The 25,981-nt window shown below is 71.7% G+C and carries 23 protein-coding genes and 1 tRNA gene; 10 read left to right on the top strand and 14 right to left on the bottom strand.

The features are described from left to right. The first annotated feature begins 91 nt into the window (after positions 1-91). The 5 genes from ABD329_RS05400 to ABD329_RS05380 all read left to right on the top strand — a co-directional run bounded on the left by ABD329_RS05400 (position 92) and on the right by ABD329_RS05380 (position 8,394). A complete protein-coding gene (locus ABD329_RS05400; protein WP_344316022.1) occupies positions 92-2,191 on the top strand; it encodes a sensor histidine kinase in 2,100 nt (699 codons plus the stop codon). 26 nt (positions 2,192-2,217) lie between these two features. Further along, positions 2,218-3,516: a bifunctional glycosyltransferase family 2/GtrA family protein gene (locus ABD329_RS05395; protein ID WP_198278519.1), complete on the top strand. Its 1,299-nt coding sequence runs from the start codon at positions 2,218-2,220 to the stop codon at positions 3,514-3,516. Further along, positions 3,513-5,834, top strand: coding sequence for an ArnT family glycosyltransferase (locus ABD329_RS05390; protein WP_198278518.1), 2,322 nt, complete (start codon positions 3,513-3,515; stop codon positions 5,832-5,834). The genes ABD329_RS05395 and ABD329_RS05390 overlap by 4 nt, the downstream gene beginning before the upstream one ends. 173 nt (positions 5,835-6,007) lie before the next feature. After that, on the top strand, positions 6,008-7,531 hold the full coding sequence (locus tag ABD329_RS05385; protein WP_198278517.1) for an MFS transporter: 1,524 nt from the start codon (positions 6,008-6,010) through the stop codon (positions 7,529-7,531). A gap of 80 nt (positions 7,532-7,611) precedes the next feature. After that, the gene (locus tag ABD329_RS05380; RefSeq protein ID WP_198278516.1) at positions 7,612-8,394 is read left to right on the top strand and encodes a TetR/AcrR family transcriptional regulator; all 783 of its coding nucleotides are present in this window, start codon (positions 7,612-7,614) and stop codon (positions 8,392-8,394) included. Between the two features lie 25 nt (positions 8,395-8,419). Here ABD329_RS05380 and ABD329_RS05375 read toward each other — a convergent pair whose 3' ends face one another. The 4 genes from ABD329_RS05375 to ABD329_RS05360 all read right to left on the bottom strand — a co-directional run bounded on the left by ABD329_RS05375 (position 8,420) and on the right by ABD329_RS05360 (position 12,721). After that, positions 8,420-9,271, bottom strand: coding sequence for a YceI family protein (locus ABD329_RS05375; protein WP_198278515.1), 852 nt, complete (start codon positions 9,269-9,271; stop codon positions 8,420-8,422). After that, a complete protein-coding gene (locus ABD329_RS05370; RefSeq protein ID WP_198278514.1) occupies positions 9,268-9,450 on the bottom strand; it encodes a hypothetical protein in 183 nt (60 codons plus the stop codon). The genes ABD329_RS05375 and ABD329_RS05370 overlap by 4 nt, the downstream gene beginning before the upstream one ends. A gap of 146 nt (positions 9,451-9,596) precedes the next feature. Then, positions 9,597-12,104, bottom strand: a complete 2,508-nt coding sequence (locus tag ABD329_RS05365) for an MFS transporter (RefSeq protein WP_486388696.1) — start codon at positions 12,102-12,104, stop codon at positions 9,597-9,599. Positions 12,105-12,232: 128 nt separating this feature from the next. Next, entirely contained in the window at positions 12,233-12,721 is a 489-nt protein-coding gene (locus ABD329_RS05360; protein WP_037956757.1) for a MarR family winged helix-turn-helix transcriptional regulator, read from the bottom strand. A gap of 211 nt (positions 12,722-12,932) precedes the next feature. Here ABD329_RS05360 and ABD329_RS05355 point away from each other — a divergent pair, with 211 nt between their 5' ends. Continuing rightward, a complete protein-coding gene (locus ABD329_RS05355; protein WP_037956761.1) occupies positions 12,933-13,133 on the top strand; it encodes a hypothetical protein in 201 nt (66 codons plus the stop codon). A 114-nt stretch (positions 13,134-13,247) separates the two neighbouring features. On the opposite strand, the gene ABD329_RS05350 is transcribed toward ABD329_RS05355, so the two are convergent. The 4 genes from ABD329_RS05350 to ABD329_RS05335 all read right to left on the bottom strand — a co-directional run bounded on the left by ABD329_RS05350 (position 13,248) and on the right by ABD329_RS05335 (position 16,373). Beyond that, entirely contained in the window at positions 13,248-14,129 is an 882-nt protein-coding gene (locus ABD329_RS05350; RefSeq protein ID WP_198278512.1) for a hypothetical protein, read from the bottom strand. 66 nt (positions 14,130-14,195) lie between these two features. Next, positions 14,196-15,026 (bottom strand): RNA polymerase sigma factor SigF, encoded by an 831-nt coding sequence (locus tag ABD329_RS05345; RefSeq protein ID WP_020870119.1) that lies wholly within the window; start codon positions 15,024-15,026, stop codon positions 14,196-14,198. Positions 15,027-15,214: 188 nt separating this feature from the next. Next, positions 15,215-16,048 carry an RNA polymerase sigma factor SigF gene (locus tag ABD329_RS05340; protein WP_037956765.1) on the bottom strand — a complete coding sequence of 278 codons (834 nt, stop codon included), beginning with the start codon at positions 16,046-16,048 and terminating at the stop codon, positions 15,215-15,217. Positions 16,049-16,208: 160 nt separating this feature from the next. Then, the gene (locus ABD329_RS05335; protein ID WP_020870122.1) at positions 16,209-16,373 is read right to left on the bottom strand and encodes a hypothetical protein; all 165 of its coding nucleotides are present in this window, start codon (positions 16,371-16,373) and stop codon (positions 16,209-16,211) included. Positions 16,374-16,603: 230 nt separating this feature from the next. Here ABD329_RS05335 and ABD329_RS05330 point away from each other — a divergent pair, with 230 nt between their 5' ends. Then, positions 16,604-17,629: a 6-phosphofructokinase gene (locus ABD329_RS05330; RefSeq protein ID WP_198282364.1), complete on the top strand. Its 1,026-nt coding sequence runs from the start codon at positions 16,604-16,606 to the stop codon at positions 17,627-17,629. A gap of 111 nt (positions 17,630-17,740) precedes the next feature. Here the strand turns inward: ABD329_RS05330 and ABD329_RS05325 are convergent, their stop codons facing one another. Next, positions 17,741-18,625, bottom strand: a complete 885-nt coding sequence (locus ABD329_RS05325; RefSeq protein ID WP_344316021.1) for a universal stress protein — start codon at positions 18,623-18,625, stop codon at positions 17,741-17,743. 359 nt (positions 18,626-18,984) lie between these two features. Here ABD329_RS05325 and ABD329_RS05320 point away from each other — a divergent pair, with 359 nt between their 5' ends. Beyond that, on the top strand, positions 18,985-20,388 hold the full coding sequence (locus ABD329_RS05320; RefSeq protein WP_344316020.1) for a DUF6777 domain-containing protein: 1,404 nt from the start codon (positions 18,985-18,987) through the stop codon (positions 20,386-20,388). Between the two features lie 287 nt (positions 20,389-20,675). On the opposite strand, the gene ABD329_RS05315 is transcribed toward ABD329_RS05320, so the two are convergent. Both ABD329_RS05315 and ABD329_RS05310 read right to left on the bottom strand, forming a co-directional pair. Beyond that, positions 20,676-22,193, bottom strand: a complete 1,518-nt coding sequence (locus tag ABD329_RS05315) for an alpha/beta hydrolase (RefSeq protein ID WP_198281535.1) — start codon at positions 22,191-22,193, stop codon at positions 20,676-20,678. Positions 22,194-22,253: 60 nt separating this feature from the next. Next, positions 22,254-22,565, bottom strand: coding sequence for a hypothetical protein (locus ABD329_RS05310; RefSeq protein WP_344316018.1), 312 nt, complete (start codon positions 22,563-22,565; stop codon positions 22,254-22,256). A 153-nt stretch (positions 22,566-22,718) separates the two neighbouring features. Between ABD329_RS05310 and ABD329_RS05305 the strand changes: the two genes are divergently transcribed. Together ABD329_RS05305 and ABD329_RS05300 are read left to right on the top strand one after the other, a co-directional pair. Further along, positions 22,719-23,894 (top strand): sensor histidine kinase, encoded by a 1,176-nt coding sequence (locus ABD329_RS05305; protein ID WP_309142943.1) that lies wholly within the window; start codon positions 22,719-22,721, stop codon positions 23,892-23,894. Next, positions 23,895-24,572, top strand: coding sequence for a response regulator transcription factor (locus ABD329_RS05300; RefSeq protein WP_198281537.1), 678 nt, complete (start codon positions 23,895-23,897; stop codon positions 24,570-24,572). A gap of 116 nt (positions 24,573-24,688) precedes the next feature. Here the strand turns inward: ABD329_RS05300 and ABD329_RS05295 are convergent. The 3 genes from ABD329_RS05295 to ABD329_RS05285 all read right to left on the bottom strand — a co-directional run bounded on the left by ABD329_RS05295 (position 24,689) and on the right by ABD329_RS05285 (position 25,970). Continuing rightward, positions 24,689-24,775: transfer RNA gene (locus ABD329_RS05295), tRNA-Ser, on the bottom strand. Positions 24,776-24,914: 139 nt separating this feature from the next. Then, on the bottom strand, positions 24,915-25,415 hold the full coding sequence (gene tadA / locus ABD329_RS05290; RefSeq protein WP_198282190.1) for a tRNA adenosine(34) deaminase TadA: 501 nt from the start codon (positions 25,413-25,415) through the stop codon (positions 24,915-24,917). Positions 25,416-25,433: 18 nt separating this feature from the next. Continuing rightward, positions 25,434-25,970, bottom strand: a complete 537-nt coding sequence (locus ABD329_RS05285; protein WP_165556255.1) for a tRNA adenosine deaminase-associated protein — start codon at positions 25,968-25,970, stop codon at positions 25,434-25,436. Positions 25,971-25,981: the final 11 nt, after the last annotated feature.

Raw genomic sequence — 25,981 nt, 5'->3', positions numbered from 1 at the left:
GCCGGCCGGCGCCTCCGCGGCGCCCGGCGTCCCCGAGGGGCCCGATGCCACCGGTACTGCCGGTACTGCCGGTACTGCCGGTACTGCCGGTATGCCCGGTGCCTCCCAGCCGCTCCTGGGCGCCTCTCAGCCGCCCCTGGGCGCGGGAGCGGCGCAGGGGCGCGCGCACGCCCGGCGCGCTCAGCGGGCGGGACGCGCCCAGCGGGCCGGGGCCGCCCAGCGGGCGGGGACCACCCAGCGGGCGGGGACCACCCAGCGGGCCGGGGCCGCTCAACGAGCCGGGCGCACTCAGCGGGCCGGGCGCACTCCGCGGGCCGGGCGCCGTCCCTGGTCCCTGCGCACCCGTCTGGTCGTCTCGGCCGTCGCGCTGATCGCGGTGGTCTGCGCGGTGATCGGTACGGTCACCACCCTCGCCCTACAGTCGTACCTCCAGGGCCAGGTGGACGACGATCTGCGCGCGTCCGTCGGGCGGTTCCTGAACAAGCCGGGTCCGGGGGGCGGACTCCCCCGGGACGATGTGCTCTTCGTCGCCTCGCCCGGCCAGCCCATCGGCACGGTCGGGGCGCGGTTCGGCCAGAACGGCGAGATCTCCATGTCCGGCAAGAGCAATGACTCGCCCATGACGAACGAGGTCGACGCCGAGAGCCGGGTGGACCCCCTGACCAGCGGTCAGCAGAAGGCGATCGCCGCCGTCCCCCTGGACGGAGACGTGCACACCATCGATCTGCCCGGCCTCGGCGGCTATCGGGCCGTGGCCCAGTCGGACCACCGGGAGGGCGGCATCATCCTCGCCTTCCCGCTCGACCAGACCCAGGAGACGGTCAACACCCTCATCCTCGTGGAGGTCTGTGTCACCGCGGCCGGGCTGGTCGCGGCCGGGATCGCCGGGGCCGCGATGGTCGGCATCTCGCTGCGCCCGCTGCGCCGGGTGGCCGCGACCGCGACCCGGGTCTCGGAACTCCCCCTGCACAGCGGCGAGGTGGCGCTGCGCGAGCGCGTCCCGGCGTCGGAGGCCGATCCGCGCACCGAAGTGGGCCAGGTGGGCGCGGCGCTCAACCGCATGCTCGGCCATGTGGAGTCGGCGCTCGCGGCCCGCCAGGAGAGCGAGACGCGGGTGCGGCAGTTCGTCGCCGACGCCAGCCATGAGCTCCGTACGCCGCTCGCCTCGATCCGCGGCTACGCCGAGCTGACCCGGCGCGGCCGGGAGGAGATCGGGCCCGACACCCGGCATGCCCTCGGCCGGGTCGAGTCCGAGGCCGGGCGGATGACCGGGCTGGTCGAGGATCTGCTGCTGCTGGCCCGGCTGGACGCGGGACGGCCGCTGGAGTGCGCGGAGGTCGATCTGTCCCCGCTGGTCGTGGACGCGGTCAGCGACGCGCGGGCGGTCGGCTCCGACCACGAGTGGCGGCTGGAGCTGCCCGATGAACCGGCGGTCGTCCACGGCGACGACGCCCGGCTGCGCCAGGTGCTGGTCAACCTCCTCGCCAACGCGCGGACGCACACCCCGGTCGGCACCACGGTCACGGCGCGGGTGCTGTGGGGCGGGCCGCAGGCGTCGCCGTACCCCTCGCCGTATCTGGCGCCGTACGGGCTCTCCTATGGGATGCCGTACGGGGTGTCCTCCCACGGCCACCGTAAGGGGCGCGGTTCGCGGCACGCCCAGCCCCAGGCCCAACTCCACGCCCAGCCCCAGGCCCACGTCCAGCCCCAGGCCCACGTCCAGCCCCAGGCCCACGTCCAGCCCCAGCCGTACGTCCAGCCCCAGCTGTACGTCCAGCCCCAGCCCCAGCCGTACGTCCAGCCCCAGGCCCAGCCGCACGCCCAGACCTACGCCCCGCCCTACGGCTCCCCGCACGCGGCCGCCCGCGCCGCCGGGGCCTTCGGCCCCCCGCAGCCGCCCTCGTACGTCTCGCTGGAGATCGAGGACGACGGTCCCGGTATCCCGCCCGAGCTGCTGCCGCATGTCTTCGAGCGGTTCGCGCGCGGTGACGCCTCGCGCTCCCGCGCCGCGGGCAGCACGGGGCTCGGCCTGGCCATCGTGCACGCGGTCGTGGCCGCGCACGACGGGCAGGTGACGGTGGAGAGCGTGCCCGGGCGCACCGTGTTCGGCGTCCACCTGCCCGTGCACCGGGTCGTTCACCAGGGCGTGACGGACTCACAGGCAGGCCACAGGCTGACCACACAGCCGTGACAGCGCGGCTCGCGACTGTCGACCCCATGCGAACCGACACCCCTCTCGGGGCTCCGCCCGAGACACCTCTCCAAACCTTGCCCGTGCGCGGGCCGGTGACGGTCGTCCGCGGCCGTCCGGTGCTGGACGTCGTCATCCCCGTCTACAACGAGGAAGCGGACCTCGAGCGGTGCGTACGACGGCTCCACGACCATCTGGCCCGCACCTTCCCGTACGGCTTCCGGATCACCATCGCCGACAACGCCAGTACGGACCGCACCCCCGACCTCGCGGCCTACCTGGACGAGAGCATCGGGGAGGTGACGGCGGTCCGGCTGGAGCAGAAGGGGCGCGGGCGGGCGCTGCGCACCGTGTGGTCGCTGTCCGAGGCGCCCGTGCTCGCCTATATGGACGTCGATCTGTCCACGGACCTCAAGGCGCTGCTGCCGCTGGTGGCCCCGCTGATCTCCGGGCACTCCGACCTGGCGATCGGATCGCGGCTGTCCCGCAGCTCACGGGTGGTGCGCGGGCCCAAGCGCGAGTTCATCTCGCGGGCCTACAACCTGATCCTGCGCGGCAGCCTGGCCGCCCGCTTCTCCGACGCCCAGTGCGGATTCAAGGCGATCCGTAAGGACGTCGCGGAGCGGCTGCTGCCGCTGGTCGAGGACACCGGGTGGTTCTTCGACACCGAGATGCTGGTGCTGGCCGAGCGGGCCGGGCTGCGCATCCACGAGGTGCCGGTGGACTGGGTGGACGACCCCAACAGCACGGTCCACATCGTGAGGACGGCCACGGAGGACCTCAGGGGGGTGTGGCGGGTGGGGCGCGCGCTGGCCACCGGTGCGCTGCCGCTGGACCGGGTGCGCCGTCCGTTCGGCGACGATCCGCGCGACCGGGAGCTGAGCGGGGTGCCGAGGGGCCTGGCCCGCCAGCTGGTCGGGTTCTGTGTGGTCGGCGCGCTGAGCACGCTGGTCTATCTGCTGCTGTACTCCCTCTTCCGGATGGGCACCGGACCGCAGGTGGCCAACGCGCTGGCGCTGCTGCTGTCGGCGCTCGGCAACACCGCGGCCAACCGGAGGCTCACCTTCGGCGTACGCGGCCGGGACCGCGCGATGCGCCACCAGGCTCAGGGGCTGGTCGTCTTCGGCATCGGCCTCGTGCTGACCAGCGGCTCCCTCGCCGCCCTGGACGCCGTCCCCGGCACCGCAGCGCACGGCACCGAACTGGCCGTGCTGATCGCGGCGAACCTCGCCGCCACCGTTCTGCGCTTCCTGCTCTTCCGGGCCTGGGTCTTCCCGTCGGACAGCGGGGCCACGACCGACCACGACCCGAGGACCGATCGATGACCACCTACGACTACGGCACCCGCGAAGCCGGGCCGCCGCCGGTCCCCGCCGCCGCTCCCCGGCCGGAGCAGCGGGCGCCGGGCGGCTCGCGCCTGGCGCGGGCCTGGCGAGGACGGCCGGAGGACCCGCGCTGGGCGCGCCCCGCCCTGTGGGCCCTGCTGGCCGCCACCACCGTGCTCTATCTGTGGAGCCTGGGCGCGTCCGGCTACGCCAACCAGTTCTACTCGGCCGCCGTCCAGGCGGGGAGCGAGAGCTGGAAGGCGTTCTTCTTCGGCTCCTCCGACGCCGCGAACTCCATCACCGTCGACAAGCCCCCGGCCGCACTGTGGCCGATGGCCCTGTCGGTACGGCTCTTCGGCCTCTCCTCCTGGGCGGTCCTCGCCCCCGAGGCGCTGATGGGCGTCGCGACGGTCGGGGTGCTGTACGCGGCCGTACGGCGCAGGTTCGGCGCGGCCGCCGGGCTTATCGCGGGCGCGGCGCTCGCGGTGACCCCGGTCGCGGCGCTGATGTTCCGTTTCAACAACCCCGACGCGCTGCTGTGCCTGCTGATGGTCTCGGCCGTCTACTGCGTGCTGCGTGCCCTGGAGGACGCGCGCACCAAGTGGCTGGTGCTGGCCGGGGTCTGCTTCGGCCTCGGCTTCCTCACCAAGACGCTTCAGGCGTGGCTGATTCTGCCGCCGCTCGCGGTGGTGTACGTGGTGTGCGCCCCGGCGAAGTTCGGCCGGCGGATCGGCCAGCTGCTGCTCGCGGGGCTCGCGATGGTGGTCTCCGGCGGCTGGTGGGTCGCGATCGTCGAGCTGTGGCCGGCGTCCTCGCGCCCGTACATCGGCGGTTCGCAGCACAACAGCTTCCTGGAGCTGACCTTCGGCTACAACGGTCTGGGCCGGATCAACGGCGATGAGACCGGCAGCGTCGGCGGAGGCGGCCCGGGCGGCGGCGGTGGCGGCGGCAGGTGGGGCGACACCGGGATCGACCGGCTCTTCGGTTCCGACATGGGCGGTCAGATCGCCTGGCTGCTGCCCGCGGCGTTCCTCCTGCTGGCGGCGGGGATCTGGCTGACCTGGCGGGCGAGGCGCACCGACACCCGGCGCGCGGCCTTCCTGGTGTGGGGCGGGGCGCTGCTGATGACCTTCGCCACCTTCAGCTTCATGTCCGGGATCTTCCACCAGTACTACAACATCGCCCTGGCGCCCTACATCGCGGCGCTCGTGGGCATGGGCGCGGCCCTGCTGTGGGAGCGGCGGAGCGAGGGCGGCCGGGCTGGGGCGGCGGCCTCTGCGGTACTGGCCGGCACGGTCGCGGTCACCGCGTACATGTCGTACGTCCTGCTCGGGCGGTCGTCGGACTGGCACCCCTGGCTGCGCTGGGCGGTGCTGATCGGCGGGCTCGCGGCGGCGGCCGGGCTGCTGCTGACGGCGCGTCTGGGCCGGAGGGCGGCGCTGGCCGCGGCGGGCCTCGGCCTCGCGGCGGGGCTGGCCGGACCGGTCGCGTACACGCTCAACACGGTGGAAACCCCCAAGCACGGCTCCATCGTGACGGCCGGTCCGTCGGTGGCGGGCGGTATGGGCGGCCCCGGCGGCGGCTTCCCGGGCGGCGGCCGGGGCGGTCCGCCGGGGATGTCGAACGGCCGCCAGGGCGCGGGCCAGCAGGGGCAGCAGGGGCAGGGCCAGGGTCAAGGCAATCAGCAGGGTGGTCAGAGCCCGCAGGGCCAGGGCGGTCCGCAGGGCATGCCGGGGGGTGGCACCGGCGGCGGTCAGCCGGGTGGCGGCCAGAACGGCTTCCCCGGCGGTGGCTTCCCGGGCGGCGGCCAGTCCCCGCGGAACGGCACGGGCAACGCCCAGGGCGGCCAGGGGCAGAACGGCCGTCCGGGCATGCTGCCCGGCGGCGGCATGGGCGAAGGCGGTCGCCGTGGCGGCGGCATGGGCGGACTGCTCGACGGTCAGCAGGTCGACGCCGACGTGGAGGCGAAGCTGGCGAGGAACGCCGACGACTACACCTGGGCGGCCGCGGCGATCGGCTCCCAGAACGCCGCGAGCTACCAACTCGCCACCGAGAAGCCCGTGATGGCCATCGGCGGCTTCAATGGCAGCGACCCGTCCCCGACGCTCGCCCAGTTCAAGGAGTATGTGAAGCAGGGCAGGATCCACTACTTCATCTCCTCGGGCACCGGTATGGGCGGTGGGCCGGGCGGCGGCCAGGGGACCTCGTCCCAGATCACCTCCTGGATCGAGGCCACCTACAAGAAGGTCACCGTGGGCAGCGCCACGCTCTATGACCTGACCCAGAAGGCGGCCAAGACCTCGAAGTCCTCCGACTGACGCCGGAGCCCCGTAGGTACGGGCCGGTGGTCGCGGGTTCACCCCCGCGACCACCGGCCCGTACGCGTATGCGACGCGCGCACCTCATTCGCTGTACGCCGTACAGCGGTACTTGTACGGTGTAAGACCCAGCACATCGTCATACACCGTAGAAGACCCTGTCTGGAGTTCTCATGACGGTCTCGACCGCCGACACCGCCTCCGCGCCACCCGATCAGTCCCCGGGCGGCCATCCCCAGCGCTGGCTGATCCTCGCCGTGATCTGCCTCGCCCAGCTCACCGTGTTGCTGGACAACACGATCCTCAATGTGGCGGTCCCCTCCCTGGCCCGGGAGATGGATGCCCGCACGGCCGACATCCAGTGGATGATCAACGCCTATTCGCTGGTCCAGTCGGGTCTGCTGCTCACCGCGGGCAGCGCCGCCGACCGCTATGGGCGGAAGAAGCTGCTGGCCGCCGGGCTCGCCGTGTTCGGCATCGGCTCGTTCGCGGCGTCGATGGCGCAGAACCCCGGCCAGCTGATCGCCGCCCGCGCGGGCATGGGCATCGGCGGGGCGCTGCTGATGACCACGACGCTCGCGGTCGTGGTGCAGGTCTTCGACGAGGGCGAACGGGCCAAGGCCATCGGGCTGTGGGGTGCGGTCAGCTCGCTCGGCTTCGCCGCGGGACCGCTGATCGGCGGCTCGCTGCTGGAGCACTTCTGGTGGGGCTCGATCTTCCTGATCAATATCCCGGTGGCGCTGCTCGGGCTGGTGGCCGTGGTCTGGATGGTGCCGGAGTCGAAGGCGCCGACCAGCGACCGCCCCGATCTGCTCGGCGCGCTGCTGTCCACGGTCGGCATGACCGGCATCGTCTTCGCGATCATCTCCGGACCGGAGCACGGCTGGACCTCCAGCCGGGTGCTGCTGTCGGCCTTCATCGGCATCACCGTGATGACCGGCTTCGCGCTGTGGGAGCGTCATGTCCCGCATCCGATGCTGGACATGCACTTCTTCCGCGACCGCCGGTTCGTGGGCGCGGTGGCGGGCGGCATCCTGGTGGCCTTCGGGATGGGCGGTTCGCTCTTCCTGCTGACCCAGCACCTACAGTTCGTGCTCGGCTATGACGCGCTGGACGCGGGGCTGCGCACCGCGCCGCTCGCGCTGGTGATCGTCGCGCTCAATCTCACCGGTGTCGGGGCGCGGCTGCTGCCCAAGCTCGGGACCCCGGTGACGATCGTCGGCGGGATGGTGCTGCTCGCGGCCGGTCTCGCCGCCATCGCGACGCTCGGCGCGCATGGCTATGGCGGAATGCTCTTCGGGCTGGTGGTGATGGGGGCCGGTATCGCGCTGGCCATGCCCGCGATGGCGAACGCCATCATGTCGGCCATTCCGCCGGAGAAGGCGGGGGTGGGCGCGGGGGTCAACGGCACGCTCACCGAATGCGGCAACGGGCTCGGGGTCGCCGTCCTGGGCGCCGTGCTCAACTCCCGCTTCGGCTCGCTGCTGCCCGCGGTCGCCACCGGAGCGGGCTCGCTTCCGGCCGCCCTCGCCGCGGCCCGTACGCCCGAGGACCGCAAGGCCGTCGAGGACGCCTTCGCCTCGGGTGTGGAGACCAGCCAGCTGGTCGGCGCGGCGGCCGTGCTGGCGGGTGGAGTGCTGGCCGCGCTGCTGCTCAGCAGGGCCGAACGATCTTCACAGGAGGCCCCGGCGGCATAGCATCTTCAGGTAGTGAGGTGCCGCGTGCCCGGGTCGGGACATATGTGGCGCCAGCGCATCGGAGAAAGAGAGGCGCCGCCATGGCAACCGGCAGCCGCACCGTCCGCCCGCGGTCCAGCGTCTGGCTCTCCGAACGCAAAACCCCCAAGCGCAAGGGCGACCAGCAGCCCGTCGGGCTCGACCATCTGAAGATCGTCGCGGCGACGATGCGGCTGCTGGACGCCGAGGGGCTCTCGGGCTTCTCGATGCGACGGCTCGCGGCGGAGCTCGGGGTGACCGCCATGTCGGTCTACTGGTACGTGGAGACCAAGGACCATCTGCTCGAACTCGCCCTCGACGCGGCCATGGGCGAGATAGCGCTGCCCATCGAGGCCGTCGGCCCCGTCGAGGGCCTCGAGCACGCCCCGGCCGAGCCGCGGGACTGGCGTGAGCAGCTGCGCCAGGTCGCCTCCGAGTACCGGCGGGTGCTGGTCCGCCATCCCTGGCTGTCGGCGCTGCTGGGGGAGTATCTCAACATCGGGCCCAACGCGGTGGTCTTCCAGCACGCCGCGCTGGCCGTGATGCGCAACAGCGGACTGCCGGACGACAGGATCACCAGCGCGCTGGCCCTCGTCTATGAGTTCGTCTACGGCTTCGGCACGATCGAGGGCCGCTTCGCCGCCCGCTGCCGGGCGGCGGGAGTCACCCAGGAGGAGCTGTTCCACGAGATGATGGGCACCGTCGAGGACCGTATGGAGTTCGACGAGGCGCGGAAGATCATGGAAGCTCGGGGCGGCGGCACGGTCCAGGAGATGCAGGACCGCGACTTCGCCTTCGCCCTGGACCTCGCGATCGCCGGTATCGAAGCCCTGAGAGAGCGATAGCGCGCGGCGGCGGGCGGGCCGGGCGTCAGGCCGTGGGGAGCTCCTCGCCCTGCACCGCCTGTATGTCCAGCTCCACCCGCAGGGTCGTGCCGATCGCCGCGATGCCCGTCGCGACCACCTGGTTGTAGTTCATCGCGAAGTCCTCGCGGCGCAGCTCGGCGACGGCCCGGAAGGCCGCCCGCACCCCGCCCCAGGGGTCGGGGCCGGTGCCCAGGTACGTCAGGTCCAGGTCCACGTCCCGGACCACGCCGTGCATCGACAGCTCGCCATGGACCGTCCAGCGGTCGGCCCCGGCCGCGCTCAGATGCGTGCTCCGGTACGTCAGCTCCGGGAACTCCTCCACATTGAGGAAGTCGGGCGACTTCAGATGGCCGTCCCGCATGGCGTTTCCGGTGTCGATGCTGGCGGCCCGCATGACCGCCTCGACGCGTGACTTCTCGATGTCCTCGGCGACCTCGATCCGCCCGCTGAACTCCGTGAACCGGCCGTGGACGCTGGAGATCCCCAGGTGCTGGGCGACCGCGGCCACCGTCGAATGCGCCGGGTCGATCGTCCACGCCCCGGGCGGCGGAAGCTCCACCCCGCCCTGGCGCGCCAGGACCACCGTGCCCACGTCGGCCCGCCCGGAGGCCGTGACGATCGCCGTGGAGGCGACCGGGGCGTAGCCGACCGCGGTGGCGATGATCGTGTACGGCCCCGGCGGCAGCGGCTCGTGGGTCCGCACGGCGCCGTCCGGGTCGGCCTGCGCGCGCAGCACCTGGGCGCCCGTCATATCGGTGACGGTCAGCACCGCGTGCTGGACCGCCCAGCCGTCGCGGGTGTGGATCCGGGCCCGCAGTCCCGCTCCCCCGCCTGCTCCTGCTCCTGTGGTCGTCATGCCGCGTTTCGCTCCCGCTCGGGTGTCGCCGTGTCGCTCGTCCTGCTCGGCGCGTTGCTCGTGTCGCTCATATCGCCCGGCGCACTGGTCGCGCGCGCCGTGCTGTTGCGCTGTTGCGCTGTTGCGCTGTCGTGCTGGTGGTACTCGTCGTGCTGGTGGTACTCGTCGGGTCTGTGCACCGGATCCGGGCGGCGGCGTCAGGCCGTCCCCTGCCTTCACTACACCGCCGCCGGGATCCGGGTTCCGGGTCCGGCCGAGAAATCCGCCGCCCGGGCCGGGCCCGGGGCGCGTCTCCGCTCTTGCGCGCCCCGGGCCCGGGGTTCCGTCACTCGCCCGGGTGGGCGAGCTCCACATCGTGGCCGTCGACGCCGGGTCCGGAGACCGTCAGCGCCCCCGCGACCGGCGGGTAGCCGCTCGCGATGACCGTGTAGTCGCCCGCGTCCAGGTCGGTGAAGGCGTAGGCGCCGTCCTCACCGGTGGTGGCGGTGGCGACCACGTTCCCGGCCGAGTCCACGAGGGTGACCCGGGCGTCGGGCAGCGGCCGCCGGTCGGCACCGGCCCGGACTATGCCCTGCACCCGGGCGCCGGCCTGGAGCGCTATCTCCACCCGGGTCAGCCCCTGGGCGCCCACCTCGACGGGCAGGGCCGCGGGCCGGTAGCCCGGCGCGTTCACCGCGACCGTGAAGGTTCCGGCGACCAGCTCCTCGAAGCCGAAGTCGCCCTGCTCACCGGTCTTCCCGGTGGCCAGCACCTCACCGCGGACATCGGTGACCACGACCATCGCCGCGTCCACCGGCCGGCCGTCGGCGGCACCGCGCACGGTGCCCACCAGACCGCTGGTGGCCGCCAGGACGATGTCGAAGCCGAGCGGCTCGTCCCCGACCACGACCGTGGACGCCTGCGGCTGGTGGCCGTCGGCCGCCGCGATCAGGACGTACGAGCCGGAGCCCGGCGCGTCCAGGGCGTACGAGCCGTCGGGGTGCGCCACCGAACGGCCCAGCTGCCGCCCGGCGAGCGAGATCAGCGTCACCGCGGCGCGGGCGACCGGGCCGCCCTCCGCGTTCCGCACGAAGCCGTGCACACCCTGCCGGGGATGACGGTCCGCACCGTCGCCCCCGGCGGAGGCGAAGGCCGCAAGGCGCTGCGGAGCGATGGCCGTCTGCGGGGCGGTGGCCGCGAGGGCACCGTCGGCGTCCGGCTCGTGCACCCCGGCGGCCGGGGCGCCCACGAGCGCGGGCTCGAGGTCGGCGACCTGCCCGGTGGCCACCGAGTCGGCCGGGGCCGCGTCGGCGGCCGGGGCGTCCGAGGTGGCCGCGGCGGCCTGCTGGGAGCCGGAGTTGGTCTTCAGGGCGACCTCCTTGATGAACAGGGTCAGCAGGAAGGCGAGGAACGCGGCCGGGGCGGCGAAGAGGAAGACGTCCGCGACACCGTGGCCGTAGGCGCTCTCCATGATCGTGCGCAGCGGCTCGGGCAGCGCCCGCACGTCGGGGATGCCACCGCCGCCGGTGCCGCCGTGGCCCAGCGCGGCGCCCTTGGGGCCGAGGTCGGCCAGGCCGTCCTTGACGTAGTGGGTGACCCGGTTGGCGAGCACCGCGCCGAGCGCCGAGACGCCGACCGCACCGCCCAGGGAGCGGAAGAAGGTGACGACGGAGCTGGCCGCGCCGAGGTCCTGCGGGGCCACCTGGTTCTGGGTGGCCAGCACCAGGTTCTGCATCATCATGCCGATGCCGAGGCCCATGAGCGCCATGTAGATCGCCATGTGCCAGTACGGGGTGTCGTACCGGATGGTGCCCAGCAGACCGAGGCCCGCCGTCACCAGCACACCGCCGCTGACCAGCCATGCCTTCCAGCGACCGGTCTTGGTGATGACCTGACCGGAAACGGTCGAGGAGATAAACAGGCCACCGATCATCGGGATGGTCATGACGCCCGACATGGTGGGCGACTTACCGCGCGCCAGCTGGAAGTACTGGCTGAAGAACACGGTGCCGGAGAACATCGCGATACCGACGAAGAGCGACGCCAGCGACGCGAGGGTGATCGTCTTGTTGCGGAACAGCCGCAGCGGGATGATCGGCTCGCTCGCCTTGGACTCGATCAGCAGGAAGATCAGGCCGAGCGCGATCGAACCGCCGACCATGGCGTAGGTCTGCCACGAGATCCAGTCGTACTTGTCACCCGCGAAGGTGACCCAGATCAGCAGCAGCGAGACCGCGGCGCTGATGAAGAAGGCGCCACCCCAGTCGACCTTGACCTCCCGCTTCACCACGGGCAGCTTCAGGGTCTTCTGAAGGACGATCAGCGCGATGACGGCGAACGGCACGCCGACGTAGAAGCACCAGCGCCAGCCCAGCCACTCGGTGTCGGTGATCACGCCGCCCAGCAGCGGACCGCCGACGGTCGCGACGGCGAAGGTCGCGCCGAGGTAGCCGCTGTACCGGCCGCGCTCACGCGGGGAGATCATCGCGGCCATGACGATCTGGGCGAGGGCGGACAGACCGCCGACGCCGATGCCCTGCACCACACGGCAGGCGATCAGCATGCCGGGGCTCTGCGACAGACCGGCCACCACGGAGCCCGCGACATAGATCACCAGGGCTATCTGGACCAGCAGCTTCTTGCTGAAGAGGTCGGCGAGCTTGCCCCACAGCGGCGTGGTGGCCGTCATGGCCAGCAGGGTGGCGGTGACGACCCAGGTGTAGGAGGACTGGCTGCCGTTGAGATCAGCGATGATCTTGGGCAGTGCGGCCGAGACGATCGTCGACGACAGGATCGCGACGAACATCCCCAGCAGCAGCCCGGAGAGCGCCTCCATGATCTGCCGGTGGGTCATCGGCGCCGAGGAGCCCGCGCCGTGGCCGTGCTGGCCTCTGTGGCCTCCTCCGCCGTGCTTGGCGTGGGCGGGGTGCCCCGCGGGTCCCCGCACACCGCCGTCCGGTGTGGTCGTTGCCATGAAGTTCCTTAACGTTGCGAAGGTGTACGGGTGATGCTGGTCTCCGCCTGGTGCGGCAGGGCCCGGGAACGGGTGTCCCCGAAACTCGACCGCAACCGGGCGAGAAGTTCGTTGAGGCGGTCGACGTCCTCGTCCGACCAGTCGCTCAGACAGCTGGCGAGCGCGTTCGTGTAGCGCTCGGAGACCTGACCGAGCAGTGCTCGACCGCTGGGGTTGATGCTCAGCAGCCGCGACCGCCGGTCGAGCGGGTCGGGCTTGCGGTCCACCCAGCCGCGGTTCGCGACATGTGCCACATGCCGGCTGGTCACCGACATGTCGATGTCGAGCAGCTCGGCGAGCCTGCCCATGCGCATCTCGCCGTAGCGGTCGAGGAGCATCAGGACGACGGCGGAGCCCGACGGGCAGTCGGCCGGCAGAGCGCGCCCGAGCCCGCGCTTGACGGTGCCGATGGCGCTGAGCTGACGGGCCAGCTCCTCATAGTGGCGCTGCGTGGCCACGGCACCCCCAGTGGGATTGGTCAGAAGGGTCAGTTGCTTAAGGCAACCATAGAAGAAGTTAGTTGCTACAGGCAAATGAAAGGGCGGTCTGGGCGGTAAATTGCCGTTAAAGAGTCGTCCTGGAGTCGGTCAAGCGGGGCGGCTGAGGTGCGAGGGGCTGCTGAGACCCGGGGGTGTCCCGGAATCCGCTCGTTCGCTAGGGTCGGGGCTCATGGCGAACAACCCCCAGAGCCCCAACGGGAACCAGGACCCGGCCGGCTCCACCCAGATGTTCCGCGCCTTCGTCGACGAGGGCACTCGGCAGCCTCAGACGTCCACCGCATCGGGCGGCGGTTCGCGCGTCGGCCTGATCGTCGGTGTGGTCGCGGCGGTCGTGATCGTCGCGGCGGTGGCCTGGCTGGCGCTGGGCTGAGCCGGAGCCCCGACGCTCCCAGTGGGGCCTGGGCTCCCGTGGGGCCATGGGCCCCTGCGGGGAGCTGAGTTCCCGCGGGGAGTTTCCGCGCTCCTTACGGCTGCCGGATCGGCCTTACGGCTTCCAGCTGACCGAGACGTCCTGTGTCTCGATACGCATGCCCAGCGGCACCCGCCAGTCGTCCACGCACACCGTCCAGGTCTTCTCCTTCTTCTGGCCCGCGCCGATCGGCGCGGGCAGCTCTTCCTTGGACTCCAGCGTGGCCCAGTCGATGCCGAGCGCGTCGATCACATGCGTTCCGAAGGTGACGGTGCCCGAGGCGATCGGCGCTCCTCCGGTGTTGCGGAACTCGACCTTCACCTTCTCGCACCAGCGCTCATCGGTCGCCGTGCGCTCCGGCTTGCCGACCTCGAGGGCGGCCGGTCCGGTGGGTGTGGGAGTGCCGGAGGGGTCCGAGGAGCCCGAGCCCGGGCCGGAGGGCGAGGGGTCGCCGGGCTCGTCGCCCTGGGACCCGTCATCACCCTTGGGGCCGTCGTCCGTACGTCCCGGGGCCCCGGAGCCGTTCTTCCCGCCGCCTGAGCCGCCTGAGCCGCCTGAGCCGCCTGAGCCGCCTGAGCCGCCTGAGCCGCCCGAGCCGTCCGTACGGCCGGGGGCCTTCGCGGATGCCGAGGGCCCCCGCGAGGCCGGCCCGTCCGCTCCGCCGTCCGTGGTGGCGGTGGGCCCGGCCGCGCCCCGATCGCGCTTCCCGTCCGTGCCGCCCTTACCGTCGCGATCGTCGTCCGTACCGCCCTCGTCCAGGGGCACCAGGTCGACGTCGCCCTTGGGTGGCACGGCGTTCGCGGTCGGCCGGCCGTCGGGTCCGGCCGCCCCGGCGGCCACATAGCCGTCGCCGCCACCGCCGCAGCCGCTGAGGAGTGCCCCCAGGCACAGCGCGGCCGCCGAGGAGGCTATTGCCGTGCCTCGGCGGCCCGTTGTCCGGCTCCATGCGTATCGCATCGGGCCAGTGTGGCTGACGACCCGTCAGGTGTACAGGGATCCGGCAGGGGACCGGCCGGTGGCGGCTCAGTCCGAGATCAGGCCCTCGCGCAGCTGGGCCAGGGTCCGGGTGAGCAGCCGGGAGACATGCATCTGGGAGATCCCGACCTCTTCGCCGATTTGCGACTGCGTCATATTGGCGAAGAAGCGCAGCATGATGATCTGGCGCTCGCGCGGCGGCAGTTTGGCCAGCAGGGGCTTGAGTGACTCGCGGTACTCCACGCCCTCCAGTGCGCTGTCCTCGTACCCCAGCCGGTCGGCGAGCGACCCCTCGCCGCCGTCGTCCTCGGGGGACGGGGAGTCCAGCGAGCTGGCCGTGTAGGCATTGCCCACCGCGAGCCCGTCGACCACGTCCTCCTCGGAGACCCCCAGCGCCGTGGCGAGCTCCGTGACGGTCGGGGAGCGGTCGAGCTTCTGTGACAGCTCGTCACTGGCCTTGGTGAGGGCCAGCCGCAGCTCCTGGAGCCGCCGCGGGACCCGCACCGACCAGCTGGTGTCGCGGAAGAACCGCTTGATCTCGCCCACGACGGTCGGCATGGCGAACGTCGGGAACTCCACGCCGCGTTCGCAGTCGAAGCGGTCGATCGCCTTGATCAGGCCGATGGTGCCGACCTGGACGATGTCCTCCATCGGCTCGTTACGGCTGCGGAACCGGGCCGCCGCGTAGCGGACGAGCGGGAGGTTCAGCTCGATGAGGGTGTCACGGACGTAGCCGGCCTCCGCACTGTCCTTGTCGAGTGTGGCGAGCCGCAGGAAGAGGGAGCGGGAGAGGGTGCGGGTGTCGATGGCGTCGCAGTCGTCAGGCATGAGCGGTGCGTCGTTGTTGAGCACCTTCGAGCTGCCCAGTTCTACGGACATGCCACCCCCTAGAGGTCGCGGACGGATCCCAGCTGCGCGGTTCGCGTCCGACGCAGCCTCCCCCTGAATACCGGAGGTCGGGCCGCGGCAAACGCGGTTCCAGCAGAATGTCACATGTCGGCAACGCGCTGTAGCGCCATGTCGACATTACAGCCTTGAGGTCCTGGGGCGGAGGTCCCTCGCAAGGATCAGGACTCGATCCGGTTTGCGGATCTCAGCCTGGCGAAGCTCCGGGACAGCAGCCGGGACACATGCATCTGCGAGACGCCGAGCTCGGCGCTGATCTGAGATTGCGTCAAGTTGCTGTAGTAACGGAGCAAAAGGATACGCTGCTCGCGCTCGGGCAGTTGTACGAGCAGGTGGCGCACCAGATCGCGGTGCTCGACTCCGGCGAGTGCGGGGTCCTCGTAGCCGAGCCGGTCGACCAGCCCGGGCAGTCCGTCGCCCTCCTGGGCGGCCTCCAGGGAGGTGGCGTGATACGAGCGGCCCGCCTCGATGCAGGCCAGCACCTCCTCCTCGCTGAGCTTGAGCCGTTCGGCGATCTCGGCCGTCGTCGGGGAGCGGCCGTGCAGCACGGTCAGGTCCTCGGTCGCGCCGTTGACCTGCACCCATAGCTCGTGCAACCGGCGCGGGACATGGACGGTGCGGACGTTGTCGCGGAAGTAGCGCTTGATCTCGCCGACGACGGTCGGCATCGCGAAGGTCGGGAACTGCACCCCGCGGTCCGGGTCGAACCGGTCGATCGCGTTGATCAGGCCGATGGTGCCGACCTGGATCACGTCCTCCATGGGCTCGTTGCGGCTGCGGAAGCGGGCCGCCGCGTAGCGGACGAGCGGCAGATTGGCCTCGATCAGCGCGGCGCGCACGCGGGCGTGCTCGGGGGTTCCGGGGGTGAGGCCCGAGAGCTCGGCGAAGAGCACCTGGGTGAGCGCTCTGGCGTCAGCCCCGCGGCTTCTGCCGCTTTCGCTGCCGCCATCGCCCTGGGGCGGGGTTCTGGGCGCGGTACGGGCCGACACGGTCACGCCACCCCTTCACGATGTACTCACCCGGCAAAGCGGTCATAGCATCACAAGACATGTGCACTGTGTGCAAGCACCGCTTTACCACGTGTTGGTGGAGAAAACGCCCGATAAGGCCCGAAGGGAGTGAGGGTTCGAGGGCGGGGGCGGGCGGGGCGCGAGGCTAGTTGGTCAGTTCCGTCATGAACTCGCCGACGCTCTTGGCGGCGTCCGATATGCCCTCGAAACCGACCTGGACGAGGTCGGCTGCCCGGGCCGGCGTCTTGATGATCGTGTACAGCACGAAGACGATCAGCATATAGAGCACGATTTTCTTCGCCTGGGCCATCTGTGCTGCCTCTCCCCGCTGTGCCCTTGTGCAGTTGCGAGAGTCTATCCACACCTCTGGCGCATCAGTCGTATCAGTCGGATGAACAGATCGGTGTTGTGGGGACACCCCTACGCCGCTGTGGGCGCCGCGCTACATATGGGTGGATTCTGGAGAAAGAGGGGGAGCGTAAATGGCGCCGGAAGGAGCGGCGACGGCAGCGGTGAGCGCCGTCGGCGGAGGGAGCGGAGATGCGTGTCGGTGTGCTGACCGGCGGCGGTGACTGCCCCGGGCTCAACGCCGCGATCCGCGGCATCGTCCGGAAGGGCGTGGAGGTCCACGGCTTCGAGTTCGTCGGGGTGCGGGACGGCTGGCGCGGCGCCCTCGAAGGGGCCATCGTGCCGCTGGACGTCCCGGCCGTGCGCGGCATCCTGCCGCGCGGCGGCACCATCCTGGGCTCCTCCCGGACCAACCCCCTGGCCGGCGAGGGCGGGGTCGACCGGGTGCGGGAGACGCTCGCCGAGTACGAGGTGGACGCGCTCATCGCGATCGGCGGCGAGGACACGCTCGGGGTCGCCGCGGCGCTGGCGGGCGAGGGCATCCAGGTGGTCGGGGTGCCCAAGACGATCGACAACGACGTGGCGGGCACCGACTACACCTTCGGCTTCGACACCGCCGTCAATATCGCCACCGAGGCGATCGACCGGCTGCACACCACCGCCGAATCCCACACCCGCACCCTGGTCGTCGAGGTCATGGGGCGGCACTCCGGCTGGATCGCCCTCCACTCCGGCATCGCGGGCGGTGCCAACGTCATCCTGATCCCCGAGCAGCCCTTCGACATCGGCCAGGTCTGCGCCTGGGTGGAGAACCGCTTCACGATCAGATACGCGCCGATCGTGGTGGTGGCGGAGGGGGCCGTGCCGAAGGAGGGCCAGATGGTGGTCAAGGACTCCAGCCTGGACGAGTTCGGCCATGTCCGGCTGTCCGGTATCGGCGAGTGGCTGTCCCATGAGATCGCCGATCACACCGGTAAGGAGGCCCGCACCACGGTCCTGGGCCATATCCAGCGCGGTGGGACGCCCAGCGCCTTCGACCGCTGGCTGGCCACCCGCTTCGGGCTGCGCGCGATCGACGCGGTCAAGGACCGGGACTTCGGCACGATGGTGGCGCTGCGCGGCACGGACATCGTGCGGATACCGCTCGCGGAGGCCACGGTGGGCACCAAGGGCGTCGACCCCGCGCTGTACTCGGAATTCGGGGTGTTCTTCGGCTGAGCGCCTGCGGGATGCGGGATGCGGGGTTGCGGGATGTGGGCTCAGGACGCGGGAGGCGGGCCCAGGGGCCCAGGGGTCCAGGGCCGAGGGCTCAGGCGCGCGGGGGCGGGCTCAGGGTCCGGGGTGCGGTACGACCGCCACCGGGCAGCGGGCGTGATGCAGCACCGCATGGGCCACCGGCCCCAGCCGCAGCTGGGTGGGCCGGGTGGCCGTACGGCGCCCGATCACCAGCAGCCCGGCCCGCTCCGAGGCCCTGACCAGCGCCTCCGCCGGATTGAGCAGAACGACATCCGGCACCACGGCCACCTCGGGGCAGTCCTCCCGCCACGGCCGCAGGGCGTCGGAGACCACCTGGCTCTCCTGGTCCTCCCACATCGCGCGGTCCTCCTCCAGCACCGTGAGCATCCAGGCCGACGGGGAGGCCGGGGGCAGCGCCCAGGCGTGCACCACCCGCAGCGGGACGCCCCGCTCCTGGGCGGCGCGGAACGCGAAGGCGGCCGGTGCCTCCGCCGGGGCATGCGCGTCGAAGCCGAGCTGCACCTCGTCCGCGTCCGTACCGTCCCACCCGGCACCCGTACGGCCCTCATCCGGCACCGTGACGACGGGGCAGTCCGCCATCGCCGCCACCCGCAGCGCCACGGAGCCCACCGCCAGCCCCTCGAAGCCGCCCCAGCCCCGGGCCCCGACCACCAGCAGCCCGGCGCTCGCGGCGGCCGTGAGCAGGGCCTCGGCCGGTTCGGCGGCGGTGTGCTCCCCGTCGATCCCGAGCTCCGGAAGGCGCGCCCGGAAGTCGGCCACCGTCTGCCCGAGCATCTGCTCGCCCACGTTCTGCCAGGCGTCCACCCCGGGCACCGGTGAGACCCTGCGCGGCAGCGGCGGACAGGCGTGCACGAGGCGCAGCGCGACCCCGCGCCGCGCCGCCTCCCGCGCGGCCCACTCGGCCGCCGTAAGGCTGCGCCGGGAGCCGTCGACCCCCGCCACGACAGGGCCGCTCATCCGGTCCTCCTCGGCTGCCGTCCGTCACTGCGGTTCGTCACTGCGGTTCGTCACTGCCGTCCGGAAACTCCGGTCCGTATCTTCCGTCCGTTCTGGTGCCAACTGGAGCACGTCCGATTAGTCTAGATACGCGACGAAGATCCGACATGGTCGGAGGATTCGCCGCGCGTGGACCGCGAGGGGTAGTGACCGCCCCCGGTCCGGGTTTGCACCCCGGACCGGGGGCGGCTCTGCGAGCGGCGACGGGCAAACGCGGCCCAAGTCCCCCAAAGGTGGGGTGAGATGTCAAGGTTTCGGGGGAAGCGGGGGTGTGTGGAGCGAGCGCAGGATGGGGGGCGAGGTAAGGGAAGGAGAGGGAAATGCGCTCGATCTCATGGCACCTCACCTCGCGTCGTTCAGCATTCGTCGTCGGTTTCGTCGTCGTGGTCGCCGTCGTGGTGGTCCTTGGGATGGTCTCCTCCTCCGAAAAGGCATCCGGGGAAGCCTCCAAGGAGGCGCCCGGCGAAGCCCCCGGATATGCCTCGACGGTCGAATACCGGCGGGAACCCGTCGGAAAGACCTCGGTCCCCGCGTTCACCTCCTCCGTGGGCCGGGACCGCAAACACGTGGTCTCGCCCTCCAACGGAGGCCGCGCCTTCCGCGGCAACACCCCCGGTCTCTACGCCGGCGTCCGGAACCGGCAGCCCTGTGACCGGCAAGGACTGCTCCATGACCTCGACGCCGACAAGCAGAGGGGCGCCGCCTGGAGCAAGGTCCAGCACATCTCGCCCGACGGCATCCCCGATTTCGTCAACCGGCTCACGAGCGTCACTCTGCGCTCCGACACCTACGCGAAGACCTATGGCTACCGCGGTGGGGTGAAGCCGGTGTCCGCCGTTCTCCAGGCCGGAACGGCGGTTTTCGTCGATGAGCGCGGTCTGCCCGTCGTGAAGTGCGACTCCGGAAATCCGGTGAGGGTCTCGGCCCCGCCGCGCAACGCCAAGCCGACCTTCACCGGGCCCGAGTGGAACGGTTTCTCGCGTAGCACGGTGACCGTCATCCGGCCGGCCACGAAGAACGCCAAGCACCTCGTCCTGGTGGGGATCGGCAAGGCCGAGCTCCTGAAGCGCCCGCTCGGTGACGGCGACGGTAGCGGCGACCCGCGGGACACGGTGCTGGCCCGCGCCGACTACCCCAAGTTCCTGGCGATGCCGGGCGAGCAGCACGCCCCGCGGCTGCGGGAGGCGCCGAAGGTCACCATGAAGCCGTCGGACCGGTTCACCCCGCTGGAGACCGAGCGCCCGTCCGGGACCCCCTCGCAGCAGTCGCAGCCCTCCGACGAGCCGTCGGACCCGGGCCAGCAGCAGCCGCAGGACCAGCCCCAGGACCAGCCGTCGGACCCCGGCCAGCAGCCGCAGGACCAGCCCCAGGACCAGCCCTCGGACCCGGGCCAGCAGCAGCCGCAGGACCAGCCGTCGGACCCGGGTCAGCAGCAGCCGCAGGACCAGCCGTCGGACCCGGGTCAGCAGCAGCCGCAGGACCAGCCCCAGGACCAGCCCTCCGACCCTGGCCAGCAGCAGCAACCGCAGCCCCCGCCGAACCAGCCGCCGCCCAACCAACCGCCTCCGAACCAGCCCCCGCCGAACCCGCCTCCGCCGCCCCAGCCCCCGCCGAACCAGCCGCCGCCCAACCAACCGCCCCCGAACCAGCCCCCGCCCCAGCAGCCCCAGCCCGACCCCAACCAGCAGCAGCCCCCGCAGCAGCCGCCCCCGTCCGGCCCCTGACCTGACAGGAGCAGCCCCGGAGCAGCCCGGACGACCGGTACGAGAAAATCCGCGCACACAAAGACGCGGGACCCGGCTCGTGCTGAGCCGGGTCCCGCTACCAGTAGGCGCGGTCGTCCCAGGGCTCGAACCCAGGTGCCGCGCTGCCATGCGAGGAGCGCGTCGACGAGGCCGCGGTCCCACGGCTGTCCCTGCCGGGCGTGGCGGGGCCAGACGATGAGGGGCCAGCCGGCGGGGTCGTCGCCGTCGGTGAGCCAGCCCAGATAGACGCCGTCACCTCGCTCCCGTTACTTGCCGGGCTCCGCCGCGCAGGCGAGGTCCCGCGCCGGGCGCTGGCCGGTGGTCAGGAACGTCGTCACCGCGTCATTCGCGCAGGTGTTGGAGCCGAAGGGATAGACACCGTGTCCGCCCTGGTCGGCCGTCACCATCGTGGCCCGCTTCCCGAACGCCCGCCGCAGCTTCTCGGCGCCTGCCAGGGGTGTCCCCGGGTCGCGCTCGTTCTGCACCATGAGCACGTTCGACGGGCCCCGGTCACCGATGCGCACCGGGGGCTCGACCCTCTTGTCCGGCCAGAACGCGCACGGTCCGATGCCGGCCGTGGACGCGCCCAGCATCGGGTACTTCAGCCGGTCGACCGCGACATTCCGCTGATACTCCCGGACGGTCTCGGGCCAGCGGCTATCGCCGCATATCACCGCAAAGCGGGCGGACATGAGGTTCTCCATGTCTTCCGTCAACGGCGGGCTGGGCGGCAGCGGCCGGTCCTTTTCAAGGGCCTGCCAGGACTTGGCCAGCAGGGGCAAGGTCCCGTCGCTGTAGAGGTACTCGAACGTAAGCCCGCGGAACGCCGTCCCGTCGATGCCCTGGACCGGCTTCGCCTCCAACCGCTTCGCGAGCTCGAAGTACTTCGCGGTCACCTGCTCCGGTGTGGTGCCCAGACCGTACTCGGGTTGCGCGGCCGCGAACGCCGCGAAGTCCGGAAACCGGTCCTCCATTCCACGGCCGAACGACCGCATGGCCGTGACGTCGTAACCGCCGGGACCCATATTGCTGTCGAGCACGATCCGGTCGCTGCGCCCCGGGAACAGCGTCGTGTACACCGCACCGAGGTAGGAGCCGTAGGACGCACCGAGATACGAGAGCTTCGGCTCGCCCAGCGCCGTCCGGATCCGGTCCATGTCGCGCGCGGTGTTCGCGGTCGTGGTGTGCGGCAGCATCCACGCCGTCCGCGAGGTGGCGCACTGCTCGGCGATGGTTCGCGCGTTCCCCGCCTCCCGCGCGACATCTGCGGCGGTGTGCGCGTACGGCGGGAAGTTGCCGCGCGCCTGCTGCTCCTTCGTCAGATCGCAGGTCACCGGCGTACTGCGGCCGACGCCACGCGGGTCGAAGCCGATCACGTCGTAGGAGTCCAGCACCTTCTTCGGCAGCCCTGCGCCGGCGAGAATGGCCGGGTAGGTGAGTCCCGTGCCGCCGGGGCCGCCTGGATTGGTCAGGAGCACGCCGCGGCGTTGCGAGGGTTTCTCGCTCGCCAGCCGGGAGATCGCGATCTCGATCTGCCGGCCGTCGGGATCGCGGTAGTCCAGCGGGACCTTGAGTTTCGAGCACTCCAGACGGGGTGTGGCGGCCTTCTGCGTGCAGGGGCCCCACCGCACGGTGTCCGGCGTCGCGGCCGCCTTGTCCGGCGTCGCGGCCGCCTTGTCCAGCGTCGCGGCCGCCTTGTCCGGCGTCGTCACCACCGACACTCCGGCGATCGCGGTCGCCGCCACCGCGGTGGCGGCGAGGGCGAGGGGCAGGGATTTGCGCATCTGATGTCCTCCTGAGGGGAACGTCCGGCCGTGGACGCGGGTCTGTCGTCCGGATGGGCGTCAGGTCGTTCCCTGGTCGCGGATTCCCCTGGGGTCGCCGGCCCGCTGGGTGGCCGGTTCCTTGCGGGTGTGTGCCCAGCCACCGGCCACCATCGCGATGAGCGCGATGAGCCCGAGGAGGATCATCTGGCCGGTGAGGCCGCCGGGGACCCGGTCGAGGATGCCCCACAGCGGCTCGGCGTCCGGGTTGAGCACACCGCGGATCACCGCTTGGGCGGCCAGGGCCGTGATCACCATCCCGACCGCCTCAAGGGCCGCGTAGCCACCCTTGCGCAACGCGCTTCTCCGTCTGGTGTTCGGTTGTCTCGGCACGTGAACGAGTCTGTCCGTGCGGCCCGGCAGCCACATCGGCCCGGCGGCTCGCCTCGCCTGCGACCGAAGGCGGGGTGGTGGTTCGACTCTGGTCGAGGGTGGGTCATCCCGCGGTCCGAATCACCGGCCGTACGGTGTCGCGATACTGACCAGGTGAACATGGACGTCGCGCCACGGCTCGGGTGGTGGCAGCAGACCTGGCGGCTGGGGGCGGCCGCGGCGGTGGGCATACCGCTCTGGCTCTCCACCGGTGTGCTGCTGCGGGGGCAGACGGGCGGGACGAACTCGTGGTTCGTCATCGGTGATCCGCTGGTGGCTCTCGGCTGCCTGACGGCGCTGCTGTGGCGGCGACGGTTCCCGCTCGCCGTCGCCATGACGGTCGTGATCGCCTCGACCGCGTCGGCACTCGCCTCCGGCGCCGCGTTTCTGGCGCTGGTTTCGCTCTCCACCCGCCGTCGTCCGGTGGAGTGCGGGGTCGTCGGGCTGGCCTTCGTGACCGCGTCACAGTTCGCCGGCGGGTTCTACCCGACCCCGTCCGGCCCGTTGTGGCTCACCCTCGCGTTCCCGGCGCTGATCGCGGGCATCGCCGTGGCCGTGGGCATGGCCATCGGGGCGCGGCGCGTCGAGTTGCGGTCCTTGCGGGACCGGGCGGAGAGCGCGGAACGGGAACAGACCGCACGAGCGGCGCAGGCACGGGCCCTGGAACGGAACCGGATCGCCCGCGAGATGCACGACGTGCTCGCGCACCGGATCTCCCTGGTCGCCATGCAGGCCGGGGTGCTGGACCACCGCGGCGACCTCACCGCCGAGGAGAACCGCGTGCTGGTCCGCTCCATCGCCGACGGCTCCCACCAGGCCCTGGAAGAACTACGGGACGTCCTCGGTGTGCTCCGGGCCGACCCGGGCCGTCCGGAACCACCCCAACCCTCCCTCGACCGCGTCCCCGAACTGGTGGCCGACGCCCGCGCGTCCGGACTGGACGTCACGTCCACCACCACCGTGACGGGAACACCCTCCGACGTCGTCGGGCGCACCTGCTACCGGATCGTCCAGGAAGGACTGACCAACGCCGCCAAACACGCCCCGGGCGCACACGTCCACGTCACCATCGAGGGAGCGGTCGGCGACAACCTCGACGTCAGCGTCCGCAACTCCCCGGCCACCACGGCGACCGCACCACCACCGGCATCGGGATTCGGTCTGCTCGGCCTCACCGAACGCATCGCCCTCGCCGGCGGAGAACTCGACCACCGCCCAACGCCCGACAGGGGGTACCTCCTCACCGCGCGGCTACCCTGGCCGAACCCCACCCACGAAAAGAGAGCATGAGTGGATACCGAGCGGGAGCCGGTGCGCGTCGTCATCGTCGACGACGACCAGCTGGTGCGGATGGCGCTGCGCCTGGTCATCGACGGCGAACCGGATCTGACCGTCGTCGCGGAGGCGGCCGACGGGGACGCCGCGATCACCGTGGTGGACGAACAGCGGCCGGACGTCGTCCTGATGGACGTGCGGATGCCCGGCCGCGACGGTCTCAGCGCGACCCGGGAACTCCTCACCCGACCGGCGCCGCCGCGGGTGCTCATGCTGACCACCTTCGACTCCGACGATCTGGTGCTCGGCGCACTGCACGCCGGAGCACTCGGGTTCGTCCTCAAGGACACCCAACCGCCGCGTCTTCTCGACGCGGTGCGCACCGTCGCGGACGGCAACCCCGTGCTGGGTCCGGCCGCCACGGCGCGGGTGATCGCCGCGGCCACCAGCCCGCGGTCCGCCCACGCTCGCGACTCATCCCGCGAAGCCGCACGGAAACAGCTGTCCACGCTGACCGAACGAGAACTCGAGACCGCTCGGGCCATCGCGGACGGACTGGGCAACCCGGAGATCGCCGAGCGGCTGTACATCAGCGTCGCGACCGTCAAGGCGCACGTGGGCAGCCTGTTCGCCAAGCTGGCGGTCGACAACCGGGTGCAGATCGCGCTCCTGGTCCGGGACGCGGAGGAATGAGGTCAGTTGGGGTCATCCGGGCTCGCGTACCTGCACGCGGGCTCACGTACCTGGACGTGGTCATACGCAAAACACCCTCCTGCCCTGCGTTTCCGCAGTTCAGGAGGGTGTGTGAGCGGTAGCGGTGGGATTTGAACCCACGGAGGAGTTGCCCCCTCACGCGCTTTCGAGGCGCGCTCCTTCGGCCGCTCGGACACGCTACCGAGGGAGAGCCTAGCGGACGGGTGGCCGGGAACCGAAATCGGTTCCGGGACCGGCCCGCGCGACGGGGCTCGGGGGCTTGCGGGCGGCGGGGCTCGGGGCTTGCGCGCGACGGGGCTCAGGGGGCGCGAGCGCTGGGGCTCAGGGCTTGCGGAAGAAGGCGGTCAGGGGGGCCGCGCACGCCTCCGCCAGGACGCCCCCGATGACCTCGGGGCGGTGGTTGAGGCGGCGGTCGCGGACGACGTCCCAGAGGGAGCCGACCGCGCCGGCCTTCTCGTCCACGGCCCCGTAGACCAGCCGGTTCAGGCGGGACAGGACGATCGCGCCGGCGCACATCGTGCACGGCTCCAGGGTGACCACCAGGGTGCAGCCGGTCAGCCGCCAGCCGCCGAGGTGGTGGGCGGCGGCTCGGAGGGCGAGGACCTCGGCGTGGGCCGTGGGGTCGCCGTGGGCCTCGCGCTCGTTGCGGCCGCGGCCGAGTACCGAGCCGTCCGGGCCCAGCACGACGGCGCCGACCGGCACATCTCCCGTCTCGGGTGCCCGCACCGCCTCCTCCAGCGCCAGGCGCATCGGTTCGCGCCAGGGGTCGCGCAGGGGGTCGGGTTCGGGGCCGGGCAGGAGGCCGGTCAGCGGATCGGTCATGACATCAGTGTGCGGCGGTCAGCGCACCGCCTCCAGCCCCTCCATGCTGCATCCGAGCATCTCGGCGATCGATTCGAGGGCGTCCCCGTCGAGGGCCTTCAGCTCCTTCTCGTCCATGCCGAGGTCGGCCAGGATGTCGGCGTCGCCGAGCGGGCCGATCGGGACCGGGGCGTCGTCCGCGTCCTCGTCGTCCCGGTCCGGCTCGCCGTCCTCGGTGCCGTCCAGGTCGACCAGGCTGTCCAGATCGTCGTCGGGGTCCCGGCCGAGCAGCTCGTCGGTGAGCATCGAGCCGTACGAGGTGCGGGCGGCGGCTGCCGCGTCCGATACATAGATGTGCGGATCGTCCTCGCCGTCCACGCGGACGACGCCGAACCACGCGTCTTCGTGCTCGATGAAGGCCAGTACCGTGTCGTCGTCCTTGGAGGCCAGACGGGCCAGTTCGATCAAGTCCGTCAGGGTTTCCACGTCATCGAGCTCTGTGTCGCTCGCTTCCCACCCTTCTGCGGTGCGCGCGAGCAATGCGGCGAAGTACACCGTGACTCTCCCACTGGTCATAGGCGTGCCGG

The sequence above is a fragment of the Streptomyces javensis genome, assembly GCF_039525925.1.
GTDB classification, from domain to species: domain Bacteria; phylum Actinomycetota; class Actinomycetes; order Streptomycetales; family Streptomycetaceae; genus Streptomyces; species Streptomyces asiaticus.
The sequence above is the reverse complement of the archived record's forward strand: the minus strand, read 5'-3'. Positions and strand labels throughout refer to the sequence as shown.